This is a genomic window from Deltaproteobacteria bacterium, from assembly GCA_020848745.1.
Classification (GTDB): domain Bacteria; phylum Desulfobacterota; class Binatia; order UTPRO1; family UTPRO1; genus UTPRO1.
In genome coordinates this window covers 1-20,517 of record JADLHM010000125.1, presented here as the reverse complement: position 1 = coordinate 20,517, position 20,517 = coordinate 1, and the positions used below count along the sequence as shown (strand labels likewise).

General features: G+C 71.2%; 17 protein-coding genes. 13 read left to right on the top strand and 4 right to left on the bottom strand.

Translation table 11 applies throughout. The features are described from left to right. The first annotated feature begins 276 nt into the window (after window positions 1–276). The 4 genes from IT293_18495 (at window position 277) to ccrA (ending at window position 3,538) form a co-directional block, all read left to right on the top strand. Window positions 277–684 carry a rhodanese-like domain-containing protein gene (locus IT293_18495; protein MCC6766652.1) on the top strand — a complete coding sequence of 136 codons (408 nt, stop codon included), beginning with the start codon at window positions 277–279 and terminating at the stop codon, window positions 682–684. A gap of 200 nt (window positions 685–884) precedes the next feature. Next, window positions 885–1,511: a cob(I)yrinic acid a,c-diamide adenosyltransferase gene (locus IT293_18490; protein MCC6766651.1), complete on the top strand. Its 627-nt coding sequence runs from the start codon at window positions 885–887 to the stop codon at window positions 1,509–1,511. Continuing rightward, entirely contained in the window at window positions 1,508–2,188 is a 681-nt protein-coding gene (locus IT293_18485) for an MBL fold metallo-hydrolase (protein ID MCC6766650.1), read from the top strand. Before IT293_18490 ends, IT293_18485 begins: the two co-directional genes overlap by 4 nt. Before the next feature lie 96 nt (window positions 2,189–2,284). Then, window positions 2,285–3,538, top strand: coding sequence for a crotonyl-CoA carboxylase/reductase (gene ccrA, locus IT293_18480; protein ID MCC6766649.1), 1,254 nt, complete (start codon window positions 2,285–2,287; stop codon window positions 3,536–3,538). Between the two features lie 33 nt (window positions 3,539–3,571). On the opposite strand, the gene IT293_18475 is transcribed toward ccrA, so the two are convergent. Further along, complete coding sequence (locus IT293_18475) at window positions 3,572–4,045, bottom strand: isoprenylcysteine carboxylmethyltransferase family protein (GenBank protein ID MCC6766648.1); 474 nt, start codon at window positions 4,043–4,045, stop codon at window positions 3,572–3,574. Window positions 4,046–4,210: 165 nt separating this feature from the next. Here IT293_18475 and IT293_18470 point away from each other — a divergent pair, with 165 nt between their 5' ends. From IT293_18470 to IT293_18435, 8 genes are all read left to right on the top strand, one after another. Further along, window positions 4,211–4,924: an acylneuraminate cytidylyltransferase family protein gene (locus tag IT293_18470; protein ID MCC6766647.1), complete on the top strand. Its 714-nt coding sequence runs from the start codon at window positions 4,211–4,213 to the stop codon at window positions 4,922–4,924. Window positions 4,925–4,935: 11 nt separating this feature from the next. Further along, a complete protein-coding gene (locus IT293_18465; GenBank protein MCC6766646.1) occupies window positions 4,936–6,000 on the top strand; it encodes an N-acetylneuraminate synthase family protein in 1,065 nt (354 codons plus the stop codon). Continuing rightward, window positions 5,997–7,163 (top strand): UDP-N-acetylglucosamine 2-epimerase (hydrolyzing), encoded by a 1,167-nt coding sequence (gene neuC, locus IT293_18460; protein MCC6766645.1) that lies wholly within the window; start codon window positions 5,997–5,999, stop codon window positions 7,161–7,163. Before IT293_18465 ends, neuC begins: the two co-directional genes overlap by 4 nt. After that, on the top strand, window positions 7,160–8,539 hold the full coding sequence (locus tag IT293_18455; protein MCC6766644.1) for a hypothetical protein: 1,380 nt from the start codon (window positions 7,160–7,162) through the stop codon (window positions 8,537–8,539). The genes neuC and IT293_18455 overlap by 4 nt, the downstream gene beginning before the upstream one ends. Window positions 8,540–8,613: 74 nt before the next feature. Next, window positions 8,614–9,690: an efflux RND transporter periplasmic adaptor subunit gene (locus tag IT293_18450; protein MCC6766643.1), complete on the top strand. Its 1,077-nt coding sequence runs from the start codon at window positions 8,614–8,616 to the stop codon at window positions 9,688–9,690. Then, window positions 9,687–12,785 (top strand): efflux RND transporter permease subunit, encoded by a 3,099-nt coding sequence (locus IT293_18445; protein MCC6766642.1) that lies wholly within the window; start codon window positions 9,687–9,689, stop codon window positions 12,783–12,785. The genes IT293_18450 and IT293_18445 overlap by 4 nt, the downstream gene beginning before the upstream one ends. A gap of 124 nt (window positions 12,786–12,909) precedes the next feature. After that, entirely contained in the window at window positions 12,910–13,347 is a 438-nt protein-coding gene (locus IT293_18440) for a PaaI family thioesterase (protein MCC6766641.1), read from the top strand. A gap of 11 nt (window positions 13,348–13,358) precedes the next feature. Further along, window positions 13,359–14,564, top strand: coding sequence for a CoA transferase (locus tag IT293_18435; protein ID MCC6766640.1), 1,206 nt, complete (start codon window positions 13,359–13,361; stop codon window positions 14,562–14,564). A 58-nt stretch (window positions 14,565–14,622) separates the two neighbouring features. On the opposite strand, the gene IT293_18430 is transcribed toward IT293_18435, so the two are convergent. Next, on the bottom strand, window positions 14,623–16,692 hold the full coding sequence (locus IT293_18430; GenBank protein MCC6766639.1) for a sulfatase: 2,070 nt from the start codon (window positions 16,690–16,692) through the stop codon (window positions 14,623–14,625). Between the two features lie 129 nt (window positions 16,693–16,821). Between IT293_18430 and IT293_18425 the strand changes: the two genes are divergently transcribed. Continuing rightward, window positions 16,822–17,931, top strand: a complete 1,110-nt coding sequence (locus IT293_18425; GenBank protein ID MCC6766638.1) for a hypothetical protein — start codon at window positions 16,822–16,824, stop codon at window positions 17,929–17,931. Between the two features lie 421 nt (window positions 17,932–18,352). On the opposite strand, the gene IT293_18420 is transcribed toward IT293_18425, so the two are convergent. Further along, a complete protein-coding gene (locus IT293_18420) occupies window positions 18,353–19,978 on the bottom strand; it encodes an acyl-CoA dehydrogenase family protein (GenBank protein ID MCC6766637.1) in 1,626 nt (541 codons plus the stop codon). A gap of 235 nt (window positions 19,979–20,213) precedes the next feature. Further along, window positions 20,214–20,517: GNAT family N-acetyltransferase (locus tag IT293_18415; protein MCC6766636.1), on the bottom strand; the 304-nt coding region annotated here is incomplete at its 5' end.

Here is a 20,517-nt window from a genome sequence, read left to right as displayed (position 1 = left end):
GAGCTTGAAGCGCCGGCGAGTGGGTCGGGGATCGCTTCGGGGAGCCGCGCCTCGCTTGATCGCAGGGCAGTGAGGTTGCGGCGGGCCTTACGCGCTGGGTGTCAGCGACCCGGCGACCGTAGAAGCGATCCTGGACCCGGCCGCCGGCGACACCGATCGCAGGGCCGCTCGCGGCAGGCGCGTGGCCAGGACCGGGACGTGACCAGGTCGCGCCGACGACACCAGGTCGCGCCGTGGGGTGACGCTGCGTCCCGGCCTCTGATACAGACGGAGCCCATGGAGATCCGGCAGACGACGCCTCCCGACGCCTACGAGACCCTGCAGCGCGACCCGCGCGCCGTCTATCTCGACGTCCGCACCCCCGAAGAGTTCGCGGCGGGGCACCCCGAGGGCGCCATCAACGTCCCGGTCCTCTTCTTCCGCGGCGGCGGCTCGACCCCGAATCCCGATTTCGTGGACGCGGTGCAGCGCGCGCTCGCCCGCGACACCCCGCTACTCGTCGGTTGCCAGGCCGGCGGCCGCTCGCAACGCGGCGCCGAGATCCTCGCCGCGGCGGGCTACACCGACGTGACCAACGTCCGCGGCGGATTCGGCGGCGCCCGCGACGAGACCGGTCGCGTGGTCATCCCCGGCTGGCGCGACGCCGGCCTCCCGGTCGCGACGGACGTGACCGCGAAGCGCTAGCCCGGATTATTCATGAGTTCTCTACTGCAAGCGCCAATCGCACGTCATCTCGGGCCGGGCTCGGGCCTCACTCCTCGACATGGTGTCGAACCATGCCTGCGTCGTTCGGCCCTCCGCGCGGCCCGATCTGACGCACGCTCGGCACTTTCGCGACGAGAACGCATGAATAATCCGGGCTAGGAGCCTGTCCGAGCGTGGCGATCCGCATCACCAAGGTCTACACGCGCAGCGGCGACAAGGGCGAGACGGCCCTCGTCGGCGGACGGCGCGTCCCGAAGGACGACCCGCGGATCGAGAGCTACGGCACGATCGACGAGCTGAACGCCGTGCTCGGCATCGTCCGCGCTTGCAACGACGCCGCGCCGCCGTCCGCCGCGACGAAGCGCCTCGACCAGATCCTGCGTCAGCTCCAGAACGAGCTCTTCGACCTCGGGAGCGAGCTCGCCACCCCGCCCGACGTGGCGTGGGAGGGGATGATCCGCATCGGCCCCGCGCAGATCCAAGTGCTCGAGCGGACGATCGACGAGTGCCAGGCGGATCTCGAGCCCCTGAAGTCCTTCATCCTGCCCGGCGGCGGTACGATCGCCGCGTTTCTGCACCAGGCGCGCACCGTCTGCCGCCGCGCCGAGCGCGACATCCTGCGACTCATGAAGCGCGAGCCGGTCGGCGAGTCGACGCTCGGCTACGTGAACCGCCTCTCCGATCTCCTGTTCGTGCTCGCGCGCTGGATGTCGCGCCGGCTCGGCGAGCCCGAGTATCTCTGGGAAAAGGGTCTCACGCTGCCGGCGGGCAAACCACCGAAGCGCGCCGCCGAAAGGAAATCATGAGCGTGTTCCCGGTCTATCTCCGTCAGCTCGCGATCGGGCCGATGCAGAATTACGTGTACCTGGTCGGCGATCCGGAGACGCGCGAGGCCGCCGTCGTCGACGCCGCCTGGGAGATCGACGCGATCATCGACGCCGCCGCGGCCGACGGCTACACGATCACGAAGGCGCTCGTCACCCACTTCCACCCCGATCACCTCGGCGGCCGCTTCATGGGTATGAGCGTGACCGGCGCGACCGAGCTCGTCGGCCGGCTCGGAATCAAGGCGTACATCAACAAGCACGAGGCGGGATACGTCGGGCGCGTCTCCGATCTCTCCGCGTCGGACGTGGTGGCGGTCGACGCCGGCGACGCAATCCAGGTCGGCAAGGTTCCGCTCACGTTCATCCACACGCCCGGACATACCCCGGGCTCGCAGTGCTTCCTCGTCGACGGCAACCTCATCTCGGGCGACACCCTCTTCATCGGCAGCTGCGGCCGCACGGACCTCCCCGGCAGCGATCCCGCCGAGCTCTACGAGAGCCTGAATACGCTCCGGAAGCTCCCCGACGACACGGTGCTCTACCCCGGCCACAACTACGCCGACCGGCCGACCTCGACGATCGGCCACGAGAAGCGCCGCAACCTCTTCATGCGGTTCGGCTCGCTCGACGAGTTCCTGGGATTCGTCGGCCGCTGAGCGCGACGGCGCGCTTGCGACGGCGCCGGGACGTCGAGTAAGTTTCGCCGACCCATTCGACGACGCCCAGCGATTCCCTTCCAGGAGACGGCATTCATGAGCGACACGCGCGACCTCTACGAGATCGGTCAGATCCCCCCCGTCGGCCACGTCCCGGCCGAGATGTACGCCCAGGTCATCCGTCCCGACCGCTTCGGCGAGCCGACGAAGGCGTTCCGGGTGGAGAAGGTCGCGGTCCCCGAGATCGCGCCCGACGAGGTGCTCGTCTGCGTCATGGCCGCGGGCGTGAACTACAACAACGTCTGGGCCGCCCTCGGCATCCCGATCGACGTCGTGAAGGTGCACGCCAAGAGCGGCGACACGACCGGCTTCCACATCGGCGGCAGCGACGCGTCGGGCGTCGTCTACAAGGTCGGCGCCGACGTGAAGAACGTGAAGGTCGGCGACGAGGTCGTGATCCACTGCGGCGTCTGGGGTCGCGACGACAAGGTCGTGCAGTCCGGCGTCGACCCGATGTTCGCGCCGAGCTTCCAGATCTGGGGCTACGAGACCAACTGGGGCAGCTTCGCGCAGTTCACCAAGGTGCAGGCGCACCAGTGCCTGCCGAAGGCCAAGCACCTCACGTGGGAAGCCGCCGCGGCCTACATGCTCGTCGGCGCGACCGCCTACCGCATGCTGATGGCGTGGCCGCCGCACACCGTCCGGAAGGACGACGTCGTGCTCGTCTGGGGCGGGTCGGGCGGCCTCGGCAGCATGGCGATCCAGATCGTGAGGGCGCAGGGCGGGATCCCGGTCGCGGTCGTATCCGGCGAGGACAAGTTCGCCTTCTGCGAGAAGCTCGGCGCCAAGGGCTGCATCAACCGCAAGAAGTTCGATCACTGGGGCATGTTGCCGCACTGGAAGGACACCGCCGCCTACGACAAGTGGGCCGCGGGCGCGCGCGCCTTCGGCAAGGCGCTCTGGGACGTGCTCGGCGAGCGGCGGAGCCCACGCATCGTCTTCGAGCACCCCGGCGAGGACACCGTGCCGACGTCGATCTTCGTCTGCGACACGGGCGGCATGGTCGTGATCTGCGCCGGCACGACGGGGTACAACGCCGTCGTCGACCTCCGCTATCTCTGGATGCGCCAGAAGCGCTTCCAGGGCTCGCACTTCGCAAACGACGAGCAGGCCAAGGGCCTGAACGACCTCGTGCTCGCGGGCAAGGTCGATCCCTGCCTCAGCGAGACGTTCACCTTCGAACAGATCCCGCACACCCACCAGCTGATGTACGAGAACAAGCATCCGGCGGGAAACATGGCGTGCCTGGTCGGCGCGCCGAAGAAGGGCACGAAGGATCTGCCGCGCTAGGAGTCGGCGCGCGGCGCGGTCGCAGCGAAAGACTCAGCCGCGGAGCGCCGGGAGCCAGCGCGGCACGCGCCGGCAATACTCGTCGAACGCGGCGCCGAACGTCGCGCGCAGCACGGGCTCCTCGTAGCGAACGACGCGCGCGTGGAAGCCGACGGCGAGGCAGACGGCCCACGCCGCGATCGGCCACGCACCGAAGGCGAGCGCCTCGCCGACCAGCACCGTGAGGACGCCCACGTACATGGGGTTCCGGACGACGCGATAGAGCCCGCGACGCACGAGGACGGTCGGGGGGTCGATCGGCGCGAGCGTGCCGCGCCCGACGCGCACGAAGTCGACCACGCACCACGCGACCACGCTCGCCCCGACGGCGATGAGGGTCGCTCCGGCCGCGCGGGCCGCGGACGGCGGCGCATCCGCGCCGCTCATTCGCAAGAGCATCCAGGGCAGAAAGACGGTCGCCGCCCCCGGGAGCGCGACGACCGCGAGCAGCGCGCGAAGAGCGAGCACGGCGTCTGGGACCTCCCTTCGGCTTTCGCTTCGGACGCGGCTGCGGTAGCACACCCGAGGGTCGATGCGCGACAGGCCTTTCATCCACCCCGAGCGGACGCGACAGGACCGCGCCCCTGCGTACCACCGCGCTCGTGGCCGTTCCCTGCCCGGGGAAAGGCGCCCGTGAGTTGGCAGGGTCGGCGCGTGCTCGCGGTGGTGCCGGCGCGCGGCGGGAGCAAGGGCATCCCACGCAAGAACCTGACGCACGTGGGTGGACAGAGCCTGATCGCGCGGACGGGCGCCGTCGTGCGCGCTCTCGCGTGGATCGATCGTGCGGTCCTCAGCACCGACGACGCGGAGATCGCGGCGGAAGGCCGAGCGCACGGGCTCGACGTCCCGTTCATGCGCCCGCCCGAGCTCGCAACCGACGCGAGCACGGGCGCGGCCGTGTGGGCGCACGCCTGGCGCGAGAGCGAGCGTGTCTTCGGCGCGTCCTTCGACGTCTCCATCTACCTGCAACCGACGTCGCCGTTCCGGCGCGCCGAAGACGTGGAGCGCACGATCACCGCGCTCGTCGACGGGGATCACCGCGCGGCCGCCACGGTGAGCCGGGTGCCGGGCCACTACACGCCCGAGAAGACGCTGCGGCGAAGCGCCGACGGCGTACTCTCCTTCGTGCTCCCGGAGGGCGCGCGCCACGCCAATCGACAGACCATCCCCGCGAGCTTCACGCGCAACGGCGTCTGCTACGCGGTCCGCCGCGACACCCTCCTCGACCACGACTGGATCGTCGAGCACGACTGCGTCGGGGTCGTGCTCGAGGGTCCGATGGTGAACGTCGACGACCCGCTCGACCTCGCCTTCGCGGAGCTTCTGCTCGCGCGCGGGCTGGCGTAGGCTGGCGCGCGATGACCGACTCCGCCCTGGCTCGCCGCCCGACCTGGCTCCACGATCCCGCCCCAGGGCGGGCGTGTACGATCGTCGGCGAGGTCGCGCAGGCCCACGACGGCAGCCTCGGGATGGCGCACGCGTTCATCGACGCCATCGCCAAGACCGGCGCCGACGCGGTGAAGTTCCAGACCCACATCGCCGCCGCCGAGAGCACGCCGTCGGAGCCGTGGCGGAAGCGCTTCAGCCTCCAGGACGACCGCCGCATCGACTACTGGCGCCGTATGGAGTTCACGGCCGAGCAGTGGGAGGGCCTGCGCACGCACGCCGACGACTGCGGCCTCTTCTTCCTCTCGTCGCCCTTCTCGCTGGAGTCGATCGCGCTGCTGCGGCGGGTCGGGGTCGCCGGCTGGAAGATCGCCTCGGGCGAGGTGACGCACGACGAGCTCGTCGACGCCTGCGCCGCGACCGGGCAGCCGGTGATCCTCTCATCGGGCATGAGCACGTGGGACGAGCTCGACGCCGCCGTGGCGCGCGTGCAGCGCGCGGGCGCGCCGCTCGCCGTCCTCCAGTGCAGCTCGCGCTATCCCTGCCCGCCCGAGCACGTCGGCCTCGAGGTGATCGACGCGCTGCGCACGCGCTACGCGACGGCGGTCGGCCTCTCCGACCACTCGGCGACGATCTTCCCGGCGATCGCCGCCGCGACGTACGGGGTCGAGATGGTGGAGGTGCACGTGACGCTGTCGCGTGAGATGTTCGGGCCCGACGTGATCGCGTCGGTCACGACCGACGAGCTCCGCGAGCTGGTGCGCGGCGTGCGCTTCGTCGAGACGATGCGCGCGCATCCGGTCGACAAGGCCGCGGCCGCCGCCGAGGTGGCGGCGCTGCGCGGCATCTTCCAGCGCAGCATCGTCGCGGCCCGCGACCTGCCGGCCGGGACCGTGCTCGCGCGCGAGCACGTAGCGCTGAAGAAGCCCGGAACCGGCATCCCGCCGAAGGATCTGCCGACCATCCTCGGCCGCCGCCTCGCCCGTGCGCTCACGCGCGACCAGCTCCTCGCCTGCGAGGATCTCGAGGGCGCATGACGCGGCGGATCTGCGTCGTCGTGACGGCGCGCCCGAGCTACGCGCGCATCCGGACCGCGCTTGCGGCCATCCGCGCCCACCCGTCCCTCGAGCTCCAGCTCGTCGTCGGCGCCTCGGCCCTCCTCGACCGCTACGGCAACACCGTGAAGGTCATCGAGGACGAAGGCTTTCGCGTCGACCGCAAGGTCTACATGATCGTCGAGGGCGAGCACCCCGTCACCTCCGCCAAGAGCACGGGGCTCGGTCTCGCCGAGCTGGCGACGATCTTCGACGATCTCCGCCCGAGCGCCGTCGTGACGGTCGCCGACCGCTTCGAGACGATCGCGACCGCGATCGCCGCCGCCTACATGAACATCCCGCTCGTCCACGTGCAGGGCGGCGAGATCACGGGCTCGATCGACGAGAAAGTCCGCCACGCCGTCACCAAGCTCGCCGACGTCCACTTCGTCGCCTCGGCGCCGGCGGCGGAGCGCGTGGTGCGCATGGGCGAGCGGCCCGACCGCGTCTTCGTGACGGGCTGCCCGTCGATCGACCTCGCGCGCGAGGCCGTCGCCAAGGGGCCGCTCGACCTCGGGACGGTCGGGCGCTTCGGCGGCGTCGGCGCGCGCCTCGACCTCTCGCGGGGCTACCTGGTCGTGCTGCAGCACCCGGTGACGACCGAGTGGGAGCGCGCCCGCGCCCACGTCGAAGAGACGTTGCAGGCAGTCGACGCGCTCGGGCTCCCGACGCTCTGGTTCTGGCCGAACGTCGACGCCGGCTCCGACGGCACCTCGCGCGGCATCCGCGCCTACCGCGAGACCCACGCCGTCGCGAACGTCCACTTCTTCAAGAACCTCCCACCCGAGGACTTCATCCGCCTGCTGGCGGGCGCGCACTGCATCGTCGGGAACTCGAGCGTCGCGATCCGGGAGTGCTCGTGGCTCGGCGTTCGGGCGGTGAACGTCGGAAGCCGCCAGGCCGGACGGGATCGCGGCACGAACGTAACCGACGTCGACTACGATCGGGACGCGATCATCGCCGCCGTGCGCAGCGCGATGGCCGACCGGCGCGAGGTCCGCACCGACTTCTACGGCGACGGCCATGCCGGTGCGCGCATGGCGACGCTGCTCGCCGAGGTGCCGCTCGCTTCCGAGAAGCGCCTCGTTTTCAGGGACGACGGGTGAGTCCGAGCGGCCTGATCGTCCCGTCCGAGACGCGTAGCCGCGAGTTCGACGCCAAGCTCCTCCTCGCCTGCGTCGCCGCCGAGCGGGGGCTGCGGACGGTGGTGGGATCGCGCACCGCCATCCATCTGCAGGTCGCCGCGTTGCCGCGCTCCGTGTGGCTCGCGAAGGACCTCTTCCGGAGCAGTCTCAAGATGACGGGCATCCTGCGCGCGCTCGGTCACCGCGTCGTCGCGCTCGACGAGGAAGGGCTCGTCTGGTACTCGCGCGCGCGCTACCTCGCGGCGCGCGTCGCGGCGCCCGTCATGGATCTCACCGAGGAGCTCTTCGCGTGGGGAGAGGCGAACGCCGACAACTGGCGCGCCGCGCCGGCGTGGCGGGCGCAGCCGATCCACGTGACCGGGAACGCGCGCGTCGATCTCATGCGCCCCGAGCTCCGCGGCTTCTTCGACGGCGAGCGGCGTGCGGTCGAAGCCCGCTTCGGCCGGCCCATTCTCATCAACAGCAACTTCGGGAGCGTCAACCACTTCGTGCCGCGCCACGGCGCGCACGAGGCGCGGTCGGTCGCGCCCGCGAGCCGGCCGGAGTCCGACCCGGAAGCGGACGCCTTCCAGAGCCGCCTCGCCGCCCATCGACGCAAGCTCTTCGACGCATTCCGCGCCGTGTTGCCCGCGCTCGCGCGCGCGTTCCCCGAGCGCGCGATCGTGGTGCGGCCCCATCCGGCCGAGAACCCGGAGACCTGGCGCGCGGCCGCGGCCGGCCTGCCGAACGTCGAGGTGCTGTACGAGGGCAGCGTCGTACCGTGGCTCCTCGCCGCGGCGGTCGTCCTCCACAACGGCTGCACGACCGGGATCGAGGCGAACCTCCTCGGCACGCCCGTGCTCGCGTATCGACCGTGGCGCGAGGAGGATCTCGACCTGGCGCTCCCGAACGAGCTCTCGGTCGCCGCCGAAAGCGCACGCGACCTGATCGCGGGCTGTGAGCGGGCGCTCGCGGGCGCCCTCGCGCCGAGCGCGACCGCGCTCGCGCGGCAGGCCGAGCTCAAGAACCGCCACCTCGCGGCGCTCTCGGGGCGCCTCGCGGCCGAGCGCATCGTCGACCGCCTCGCCGAGCTCGCCGCGCTGCCCCTTCCCGTCCCGACCTGGACCGCCCGGCTCCGCAGCCGCGTCGACGCGCTCCGCCGACGGCGGAAGAAGCTCCGGAACGCCCGCCTCGACGCCCACAAGAACTCCGCCGTGTACACCGCCCATCGCTTCCCGCCGCTGACACGCGCCGAGGTGGACGCCCGCATCGCCCGCCTGCAGCAGCTGACCGGCCGCTTCGCCGGCGTCCGCGCCGAGGAATCGGCGCCCGACGTCTTCGTGATCGCATGCCCGTGAGCGCCGCACGCATCGGACCAGCGCGATCGCGCCGGCTTGGCCCGGTACGAACCGCCAGCGAAGGAACGCGAGTGATGCGGCTGCGCCGCCCCTTCGCGGCGGCGGTCTCGGGACTGTTGCTGGCGCTCTCGGGCTGTAGCCGTTCCGGCGAAACCGCCCCGGCCGGACCGCCGCCACCCGTCGTCGAAGTCGTCACCGTCACCCCGCGAGCGCTCGCCAACGAAGCCGACCTGCTCGGGCAGCTCAATGCCGTGCAGCAGGTCACCGTCCGGTCCGAGGTGTCGGGCATCGTCGCCGCGATCGAGTTCCGGGAGGGTGAGGCCGTGCACCGCGGCCAGCTGCTCTTCCGCCTCCGCGACGACGAGCAGGTCGCACGCCGGCACGAGGCCGAGACGGCGCTCCGCCTCGCCGACGCGAACCACCGTCGCATGCAGGACCTCTCGCACGACGGCATCGTCGCACCCTCCCAGCTCGACGACGCCACCGCGCAGCTCGAGGCGGCGCGAGCCCGCCTCGAGGTGGCGCGTGTCGCGGTGGACCGCACGCGCATCACCGCCCCGTTCGACGGGTACGCCGGCCACCGGCTGGTGTCGCTCGGCGCCCGCATCGAGCCCGAGAACGACCTCGTGACGGTCGAGTCGATCGCCGACCTCGAGCTCGCCTTCCAGCTCCCCGAGCTGGCGATGCCGCTCGCCCGCGTCGGCGTGCCGGTCGACATCCGCGTCGCGCCGTACCCGGACCGCGTTTTCTCGGGAGCCATTTCCTTCGTGGCGCCGAGCCTGAACCCGCAGAACCGCCGCCTGCTCGTGAAGGCCCGGATCCCGAACCCGGATCTGACGCTCCGTCCCGGCCTCTTCGCGACGGTCGAAGCTCGGCTCGGCACGCGCGAGAACGTGCTGGCGGTGCCCGACAGTGCCGTCGTCTACGGCAGCACCGGCGCCTTCGTCTGGCGGATCGACGCCGCGCAGAAGGCCGTGCCGGTGGACGTCGCGCTCGGCCTTCGCCGCCACGGCATCGTCGAGGTGACGAGCGGCCTGCGGGCGGGCGACGTGGTCGTCGTCGCCGGCACGAACAAGCTCGCACCGGGCATCGGCGTGGAAGCCGTCGCCGCCGACGCGAAGCCGACCGCAAGCCCCGGAGCGCGGCCCTGAGGATCTCCGGTCACTCGATCGAACGCCCGGTCCTCGCCACGGTGCTGTCGCTCGTGATCGTGCTCGCCGGAGTGATCGCGCTGCCGCGCCTCTCGAACCGGGAGCTCCCCGACGTCGACCCGCCGATCGTCTCGGTCTCCACGATCTACACCGGCGCCGCCCCCGAGGTCGTCGAGACGTCGGTCACCCAGCCGCTCGAGGACGAGCTCGTCGGCATCGACGGCATCCGCCATCTGACCTCGCTCAGCCGCGAGCAGGTCTCGGAGATCTCGATCGAGTTCGACCTCGGACGCAACGTCGACGACGCCGCCAACGACGTGCGCGACCGTGTGGCCCGCGTCCGCGGCACCTTGCCCGAGGAGGTCGAGGACCCGGTCGTCGCCAAGAGCGACGCGGACGCCGCACCCATCATCTGGATGGCGCTCGCGAGCGAGCGCTACGGTCAGCTCGAGCTCTCCACGATCGCCGAGACCCGGCTCAAGGACCGTTTGAGCAAGCTGCCCGGCGTCGCGACGATCATCATCGCGGGCGAGCGGCGGCACGCGATGCGGGTGTGGATCGACAACGTTCGCCTGACCGCGGCGAATTTGACGATCGCCGAGGTCGAGCAGGCGCTGGCGCGCGAGAACGTCGACTTGCCGTCCGGACGCATCGAGGGGGCGCGCCGCGAGTTCACCGTCCGGACCCTCGGCGAGGTCGCGAGCGCCGAGGAGTTCGGCGCGCTCGTGATCACCGAGCGCGCCGGCGAGCCGATCCGCCTCGGCGACGTCGCGCGCGTCGAGGTCGGCCCCGAGGACGACCGCAACTTCGTCCGCTTCAACGGCAAGCCGTCGGTCGCGCTCGGCGTCGTTCGGCAATCGAAAGCGAACACGGTCGCGGTCGCGGACGCGGTCCTCGCCGAGGTCGAGGCGCTCCGCCGCGAGCTGCCCGCCGACGTGATGCTCGACGTCGCCTACGATCAATCGACGTTCATTCGCCGCTCGGTCGCGGACGTCACCCGCACCATCTTCGAGGCCATCCTGCTCGTGGTCGCCGTCATCTATCTCTTCCTGCGGAGCCTGCGCGCGACCCTCGTCCCCGCGGTGGCGATTCCCGTCTCGGTGATCGGCACCTTCGCCTTCCTCGACCTCTTCGGCTTCTCGATCAACACGCTCACGCTCATGGGGCTCACGCTCGCGATCGGCCTGGTCGTCGACGACGCGATCGTCGTGCTCGAGAACGTCACGCGCTGGGTCGAGTCGGGCACGCCGCCGCGCGAGGCCGCACACCGGGGCATGCAGGAAATCTCGTTCGCCGTGCTCGCGACCACGGTCTCGGTGATCGCCGTGTTTCTTCCCCTCGCGTTCCTCACCGATCAGACGGGCCGGCTCTTCCGCGAGTTCGGCGTCACCGTCGCCGCCGCCGTCGCCATCTCCGGCTTCGTCGCCCTCACGCTCGCCCCCATGATGTGCGCGCGGCTCGTCCGCCCGGCCCGCGCCGAGCATGGCGTCAAGCTCCGGCTCGAGCGGGCCCTGCAACACCTGACCGCCGGCTACCGCCGCCTCCTCGGCGTCGCCCTCGATCGCCGCCGCGTCTGCCTCGCCGTCGGCGCCGCCTGGTTCACGCTCGGCCTCTGGCTCTTGTACGTCCTGCCGCGCGAGTTCGTGCCGCACGCCGACCGCGGCAACATCCTCGTCATCACCGAAGCCCCCGAAGGCACCACGCTCCTCGAGACCGATCGTTACCAGCGCGAGGTCGAGGCGATCGTCCAGTCGGCGCCGAACGTCGCCAAGGCCTTTTCGGTGGTCGCCTTCGCCAACGCCGGTCCCGGCGCCGTCAACCGGGGCGGCATGTTCGTCACCCTGGATCCCTGGGAAGCGCGCGCGCTCTCGCAAGAGGCCGTCATCGGCACGCTCTACCCGCGGCTGCACCGCGTCGCCGGAATGCTGGCGTTCCCGCTGAGCCCGCCGTCGCTCGGCACGAGCTTCGACGCCACGCCGATCTCGCTCGTCCTCCAGGGTCCCGACGTCCAGCAGCTCGCGGTGTTCGCGAACGAGATCACGCGGCGGGCCGGCGAGATTCCCGGCGTCGTCAACGTCCGGAGCGACCTCGTCCTCAACAAGCCGCAGGTCGTGGTCGACATCGACCGCAATCGCGCCGCCGACCTCGGGGTCTCGGTACGCACCATCGCCTCGACGCTCCAGATCCTCCTCGGCGGCCTCGATCTCTCACGCTTCAAGCTCGAGGGTGAGACCTACAAGGTCATGGTGCAGCTCCAGGAGGCGTTCCGGCGTCGGCCGAGCGAGCTCCTCGAGCTCTACGTCCGCGGCAAGAACGGCGAGCTCGTCCCGCTCCAGTCGGTGGTGCGGGTGCGCGAGTCGACCGCGCCGCGCGGCCTCCCCCACTTCGATCGTCTGCGCTCCGCGACGCTCTCGGCGTCGCTCCTCCCCGGCGTCCCGCTCGGCGCCTCGCTCGATCGCATCAGGGCGCTCGCCACCGAGGTGACGGGCGACGCAGCGGGCTACCGCCTCACGTTCTCGGGCGAGTCGGAAGACTTCTACGAGTCGGGAAACGCGCTCGCCTTCGCATATCTCCTCGCGATCGTCATCATCTACCTGGTGCTCGCCGCGCAGTTCGAGAGCGTCTGGCACCCGGCCGTCTTGATGATCGCGGTCGCGCTGTCGTTCACGGGCGCCCTCGCCACGCTCTGGCTGACCGGCGCCACGCTGAACCTCTTCAGCCAGATCGGCCTCGTCATGCTGATCGGGCTCGTCACCAAGAACTCGATCCTGATCGTCGAGTTCGCCAATCAGCTGCGCGAGCAGGGCCGCGATCTCGCGACCGCCACGTTCGAGGCCTCGGTCACCCGCTTCCGTCCGATTCTCATGACCGCCATCTCGACCGTCGTCGGCATCCTCCCGATCGCGATCGGCTCGGGTGCAGGCGGCGAGCTGCGCGCCCCGCTCGGCATCGCCGTCGCGGGCGGCGTGGTGTTCTCCACGGCGCTCACGGTCTTCGTCGTGCCGGCCGCGTATCTCGTGCTCGAGAACACGATGGCGCGCGTGCGAGCATCGCGCCCCGGCACGGCTTGGGGTCGTCACGGAGGCCGCGGGTGAGCCAGCGACGATGCGGGTGCGCCGCCCGCCCGTCGCACGAGCGTCCATGGTCGCACTGCGCCCGGGCGGCGCTCGGGTTCCCCGGGGTTGCCTCGGGCGGAGGCTCCGAGGCATAGCCTCGACTGTGCCGCTTCCCGACGACGTCGAGGCGACCTTTCCCGAAGACGGCGGCTGCTTCGGCTGCTCGCCGGCGAACCCGGTCGGACTCCGGCTCCGGTTTCGCCGCCGCGGCGAGCGCATCGAGTCCCGGCACGTCATCGGCGACCGCTTCCACGGCGCACCCGGCATCGCGCACGGTGGCATCGTCGCCGCCGTACTGGACGAGATGTCCTGCGCCGCCGTCTTCTTCACCGCCGATCGCCGGGTCGTCACCGGCGAGCTGGCGGTCCGCTACGAGCGCCCGGTGCCGGTGGAGACGCCGCTCGAGACGAGCGCCGTCGTGACCGATCGATCGCACCCGCGCTACTGGGTGGTCGAAGCGGAGATCCGCCGCGACGGCGAGCGGCTGGCACGCTCGACCGGCAAATTCTTCCTGCGCGGCGACGCGCCCGTCGCGCCTTGAGGAGGTGAGCCATGCCCGGTCCCCTGGAAGGCGTCACGGTCGTCGATCTCGGCTTGTGGGTCGCAGGGCCGTCGGCCGGTGCGGTGCTCGCCGACTGGGGCGCGCACGTGGTGAAGATCGAACCCCACGACGGCGACCCCTTCCGCGGCTTGTACCTGACGGTCGCCGGCGTCGAGCTGCCCGCCAACCCGCCCTTCGAGCTCGACAACCGCGGCAAGCGCAGCATCGCGCTCGATCTCGGCAGCGAGGACGGCAGGCGCATCGCGCATCAGCTGCTCGCGCGCGCCGACGTCTTCCTGACGAACATGCGTCCCGCCGCTCTGGCGCGGCTCGGTCTCGACTGGCCCGGCCTGTCGGCGCGTTACCCGCGCCTCGTCTACGGGCTGGTCACCGGCTACGGCCAGCACGGGCCGGACGCCGATCGCCCGTCGTACGACATCGGCGCCTTCTGGTCGCGCGCCGGTATCGCCGCCGCACTCACCACGCCGGACGCCCCCCCGCCCTTCCAACGCGGCGCCATGGGCGATCACACCGCCGGCATGATGCTCGCCGGCGGCGTCTCGGCGGCCCTGCTGGCGCGGGCGCGCAGCGGGCGCGGGCAGCTCGTCAGCACGTCCCTCCTGCGCGTCGGCGTCTACGTGCTCGGCTGGGACACCAACGCGGCGCTCCGCCTCGGCATCGAGGCCACGCCGATGACGCGCGAGGCAACGCCCAACCCGGTGATCAGCGCCTACCGCGCCGGGGACGAGAAGTGGTTCTGGCTGCTCGGCCTGCAGGGCCAGCGGCACTGGCCCGATCTGGTGCGCGCCATCGAGCGACCCGAGTGGCTCGAAGACCCCCGCTTCGCCACCATGCGGGCGCGGCGCGAGAACGTCGCCGAGCTTATCGGCCTGCTGGACGCTCTCTTCGCCACCCGCACGCTCGCCGAATGGGGCGAGGCCTTCGATCGCGCCGGCATGTGGTGGGCCCCGGTACAGACAACCACCGAGGTGATCGCCGACCCGCAGGCCGAGGCGGCCGGCTGCTGGGTCGACGTGCCCGTCGCCGAGGGCGGCACCGCGCGCATGGTGGCGACGCCGATCGACTTCTCCGGCACCCCATGGGCGCCCGGCGGCGTCTCGCCCGAGTGCGGCCAGCACACCGAGGAGATCCTGCTCGAGCTGGGCCACGACTGGGAGGCGATCGGCACGCTCAAAGAGAAAGGCGTCATTCCATGAGCCGGGGCCTCATCGCCCCGCTCCTGCTTCTCGGCGACCTGGGAATGATCCACCTCGCCTACTCGTCCTCGGCCGGGTCGGGGCCCTCCGGATCCGAGTCTACGGGCCAGTTCGGACGGAGCTCGCGGAGACGCATCGCCATCGCCGCGGCGCGCGCCGCGTTCTGAACGTCGTCCGCGACGTTCGCGAGCTCGTACGGATCGGCGTCGAGGTCGTAGAGCTCGCGCTCGAACGCGGTCGCCGGATCACCCGGTGTGAGCGGGATCTCGATGTACTTCCATTGCGCCTCGCGGACGAGCGCCCACGGATGGCTTCCCGGCCACGCCTCGGCGAGGACGTCGGCGCGCCAGGTGCCCGCGGCCTGCGTGCCGTCGAGGATTCGTACGAGGCTCGCACCGTCCTGCGCGATCGGCACGCCGACGCCCGCGAGCTCGGCGAAGGTCGGGGCCAGGTCGACGTTGAGCGCGAAGCGCGTCTCGACGCGCGGCAGCGGCGCGAGCTTCGGATAGCGCACGAGCATCGGCGACCGGATCGATTCCTCGTAGGGCTGATTCTTGCCGCGCAGGCGGTGCTCGCCCCAGAGCCACCCGTTGTCGCCCAAGAACACGACGAGCGTGTCGTCGGCGACGCCGAGGTTCCGCAGATGCTCCATGATCCCGGTGATGCCGAAGCTCGGGTTGCCGCCGATCGCCTCGTCGACCGCCTGGAGCATCTCGAGCTGATCGATGCGGATCTGGTCGAGCTCGGCGGCGTCCTGCAGCGGCTCGCCCTGGAGCCAGGTCGGCTTGTCCGAGACGTCGGCCTCGTTCCAACTCGGCGGGCGCCACGGCGCGACGCTCTGGAAGAGTCCGTCGTGGCGCGGCGCGGGGATCTGCGGCAGGTGGGGCGCCTTGAACGCGAGATAGAGGAAGAAGGGCTCGCCGGCCGCGACGCTCGCGCTGATGAAGGCCTTGGCCTTCTCGCGCAGCACGTCGGTCGAATAGTCGCTCTCGGCGCTGCCGTACGAGACCTCCCCGTAGCCGCCCAGGCCGTCGGGCTCGACGATCACGTAGTCGTAGAACGCGACGTTCTTCATGCCGCGCCACTCGGTCCAGCCCGGCGGGACGTACGGCGGGTCGCCGCTCTGCCAGAGCTGCCCGTAGCCGTTCAGGTACTTGCCGATCAGGCTCGTGCGGTACCCGGCGCCCTGCAGCCAGACGGGGAGCGCGTCGGCCGAGAGGCCCGGCACACCCGGCGCGGAGAACTCGAAGTCGTCGACACCGCCGTTGTTGCCGCCGTTCTTGTAGACGCCCGTCCGGTGCGCGTACTGGCCGGAGAGGATGCTCGCCCGGCTCGGGCAACAGAGCGGCGTCGTGATGAACGCCTGCGTGAGCGCGACGCCGCCGGCGGCGAGCTCGGCGCGCGTCCGCGCCATCACGTCGGTCGAGCCGCTCGGCGAGTGCACCGGGCCCGTCGTGTCCCAGCGCTGGTCGTCGGTCAGGATGAAGAGGATGTTCGGGCGCAGCGGCTGCGGATCCGGACCGTAGCGGTCGACCCAGACGCCGAGCAGCGTGCCGAGGCAATCGCGAAGCGCGGCCGCGTCGGCCGGAGCGCCCGGCGTCGCGGGCGCCGCGGCGGCGCACTGCGGTCCGACCGAGGGCACATGCATCGTGCTCGGGTCCTGGAGCACGTCGACGAGGCAGTAGGTCGGCAGCTTGTCGAGCTGCTTCCGGGCCCGCGCCTCGGCTTCGATCGGATCCTTGCCGTTCGCGAGGTCCTTGAGCTTCGACCCGACGTAGCTCGCGGCGGCGGTGCCGATCTTCTTCTGGCAGCGCAGCTGGTCGCGGAGTCCGCTGCGGTCGACGACCGCCGCCGCCGGCGGGTGGTTCGCCCCGTAGGCGATCGCGATCGCGTCCGCGACGAGCGTCCCGGCGCATGCGGGCGGCGACGTCACGTTGCAGGTCGCGAACGGGCCGGAGCGCAGGCGCTTGTCGGCGCAGCGCATACCCTGGTTGAGGGCCCTGCGGACCAGCCCGGCGTCCTGACTCGTCGTGCACCCCGCGTCGGTGCGCGGCGCCGACGCGAGCACGACGGCGGCGGCGAGGAGGAACCGACACCAGAGAGACCCGACGGCACGCGCGACTCGCATGGGAACCTCCATGATCAGGGACGTCTCGGTCGTAACGCGCGCAACGCGGCGGAGGCAAGTAGAATCCGGTTGCGCCAACGCCCCGCGGTCGAGTACGGCGGTCTCAACGCCATGCGCCCGGAGGTCTCCATGCGCCATCTCGGCTCCACCCTCGTCTACGCGCTCGTCGCCCTCTCTGCCGCGACGCCGCTGCACGCCGACCAGCAGGTGATCGCCCCCGGCACCGGCCAGCAGAGCTCGATCGTCTTCGACACCGGCGCCGACGGCCTCTGCAATACGAGCGCGGCGGCCGGCGACATCCAGGCCGCCCCCGTCGGCGGCGCGACCCCGAATCGCAACGAGATCCGCTGCGGGGCCAACAAGATCGTCGAGAGCGTCGCCGCGGGCGACGACGTCCAGCTGATCGCGCTCGGCGCCGCCTGCCAGAACGCCAACCGCGTGGTCGTCGACACCGGGCCGAACGGCATCCCCGAAACCCCGCTCGGCGGCGACGACACGTACCCGAGCGGCATCACGATCGGCGTTCCGCCGGCCAACACGCCGTGCGTGATCGCCGGCGCCGACGGCGTCGCCCAGACACTCGCGCCCGCCGGCGACGACGTCCAGCTCCTCGCGGCCGGCACGGCCGCGCCGAACACCGACGTCGTGCTCTGCGGCCCGAACCTCGTCGCCGACACCACCGCCAACAACTTCGGCGCCGGCGACGACGTGCAGCTCGTGCCCGTCGGCAACGCCTGCACCGCGAACCAGGCCGTGGTCGATTCCGGTGCGGACGGCATCGCGTCGACGCGCGCCGAGGGTCCCGACCTCCTGATCAAGGTCGCCAAAGCGACCAAGGTCAACATCGGAACCGGCGACGCCACGAGCAGCAAGACGATCAAGCTCGAGGTGTCGAATGTCGAGTTCGGTCCGATCGCCCCCGTCAGCCGCCCGTACGAGCTCACGATCAGCGGCAATTCGTGCGGCGGCGGCGCCGTGACGCAGCTCGACGCCGACGCGGGCGCCCCCGGCCTCCAGGCGACCGCGAACGTCCCGCTCGGCGGCAAGATCAAGGCGAGCGTCGTCGCGACCGTGAAGCTCGAGAACGTCATCTCGGTGTCGACCAAGATCCCCTTTCGCTGCACCTTCGACGTGAACGCGGTCGCGCTCGACACCGACCCCGACGTCGACGACGCGCAGAACCCGGAGAACAACACGACCACGGTCGATCTCGAAGTGTTCGACCGCAACGACCTCTAGGGCGCGCCGCGATCGAAGGTTGGTCTCGCGGGGGTGGCGGGGCGTCTTGCGGCTCCCGGCCGCTGGAGCCCAGCGCTCAGGGCCCGCCGCTACCCCCATGGCGCGGGGTCAAGCGAGCTGTCTGTCGCTCGCAAGACGCCCCGCCACCCCCGCGGCGCGAACGCTCGCGGCGCGCCCAGGCAGAGGCCGAGGAACAAGAAGCCGCGCGCGGCGAGCAGAGGCAGGGCGCGGCGGCGTGCGGTGCGACGCGCGGCCGGCGCCGGGTGGGTGGGGGTCGCCCTGAGGCGACGGACAGCTCCCTTGACCCCGATGCGCAGAATCGCCGGCGGGCAGTAAGGGCTGGGCTCCAGGAACCAGGAGCCGAAGAGCGACCCCCACCCGCCCGCCGGCGAATGGGAGTCGCATCACGACGACACCGTGCTCAGCCGAGCAGGTTCCGCGCGATCACCTTGAGCTCGAGGATCGGCTTCACGCCCTCGAAGATCGGCAGCACCGTCGCGTCGACGACGTAGCGCGAGATCGGGAACTCCTCGGCGTAGCCCCAGCCGCCGTGCAGCTGCTGGCCCTCCTGCGTCACCCACACCGCGACATCCGAGGAGAAGAGCTTCGCCATGGCGGGCTCGAGGGCGATCGACTCGTTCTCGTCCATCATGCGCGCCGCCGTGTACGTGAGCTGGCGGGCGGCCGCGATGTGCGTCGCCATGCGACCGAGCTTGTACTGCGTGAGGCCGTACTGGCCGATCGGCTTCCCGAACTGCTTGCGGTCGTTCGCGTACTCGCAGGTACGCTGCAGCGCCGCCTGCGCGAGACCGGTCGCGCGGCCGCCGGTCTGGAGGCGGCCGGCCGCGAAGCCCGCCATCTGCAGATAGAAGCCCTTGCCGACGCCGCCCTCCTCGCCGACCAGGTTCTCGGCGGGCACGAAGAAGTTGTCGAACATGAGGGTGTAGGAGTGCATGCCGCGGTAGCCGGGCGTCGCGTCGGCCTTGCCGGTGAGCGAACCGCCGGTCGGCTGGCGCATCTCGAAGGCGTGGCCGGGAAACACGTCCTTGGGCACGATGAAGAGCGAGAGGCCCTTGGCGCCGAGCTTCGGATCGGGGTCGGTGCGCGCGAGGAGTGCCAGCACGTTGGCGCGGCCGGCGAAGGTGCACCACGCCTTCGCGCCGTTCACCACCCAGCCCTTCGCGCCGCCGCGCTCGACGGGCTCGGCGCGGCAGGTGATCGACGCGACGTCGGAACCGATGTCGGGCTCCGTCACCGAGACGCCGACCATGATCTTGCCGGCGGCGATGGGGGGCAGCCAGTGCGCCTTCTGGCGGTCGGTGCCGCCCTTCACGAGCGCCTTGGTGAGGATCTCGGGACGCGTGATCAAGCTGCCGGCGGCGGCGAGCGACACGGCCGAGAGCTCCTCGGTCGTGATGATCATCGCGAGGTTCCCCATGCCGCCACCGCCGTACGCCTCGGGCACGGCCATGCCGAAGTAGCCGAGCTCGGCCATCTTGCCGATGAGCGCGTCGGGCACGAGGTCGTCGTGGCGGTGGATGTGCTCGGCGAGCGGCGCGACCTCGGTGGTCGCGAACTGGCGGACGGCGTCGCGGGTCATCGCGGAGAGCTCGTCGGCCGGGCTGTTGTTGACACCGCGGATCTCGAGCTGGCGGCGGCCGATCGCCGTGACGCGCGCGTCGGCCATGCCGGCGCGGATCGCAGCGCGCACGACAGGCGTCGCGAGCGTTTCGTCGATGAAGCCGGGATTGATGCCGAGATCGTCGGCGTGCGCATCGAGCTGGCCCGCGGCCTTGCTCGCAATCTCAGCCGCGAAGAGGAGTGCCATGTCGTCGATGTGCGGTTCGGCACTGCCCTCCCCGGCCGCATATTCGGCGAGACACTTCGCGGCGCGGACCTCGGTCGCGAAGTACGCGACACGTTCGGCCTGCGGCTGGTGCGCGTCGATGTCCTTGCCCTGGTTCGTCCGCGCGGTGCCTTTGGCGACGACGGTTTCGAGGGCGCGGTCGAGGGCGGCAAGCAGGGTCGCGGTAGCGTCGGCGCTCATCGTGGGTCTCCTCTCGAGTCGGCTCGCAACGGTGGGCGGCGCTTTTCTATCATCGGGCTCCGGACCCGCAACTCGACGACCGGGGCGACCCCGCGGTACTCGTTCTCGGCCTCGGCGACGTACGCCTCGATCTGATCTCTCATCATCGCAGTCTCAGAACTCCCGGCCTCACGACGCTACAGCCCCGTAGCCGTGCTACAAGCGCTCTCAAACGAGACCCGAGCAGCCTGTAGTGTCAGTCGGCGGCTTTCCGCAGAACGGCGCGTACGTCTGCGAGCGTTACGAGCAGCATCATGGGCTCGCGCGGGCTCGGGTCGAAGCCGAGCGCTTGATAGAAACGCTTGGCGTCCTCCGAGATGGCATGAACGACGATACCGCGGATACCGATAGCATCGGCGGCGTTCACGACCCTGAGTGCGGCATCGCGAAAGAGCGCGCGGCCGATCCCCTCACCTTGGTAGCGGCCGTCTACGGCCAGGCGGGCAAGGACGGCCACGGGGATGGGGTCCGGCATGTTGCGCCGGAAGCGGCCCGGCGCT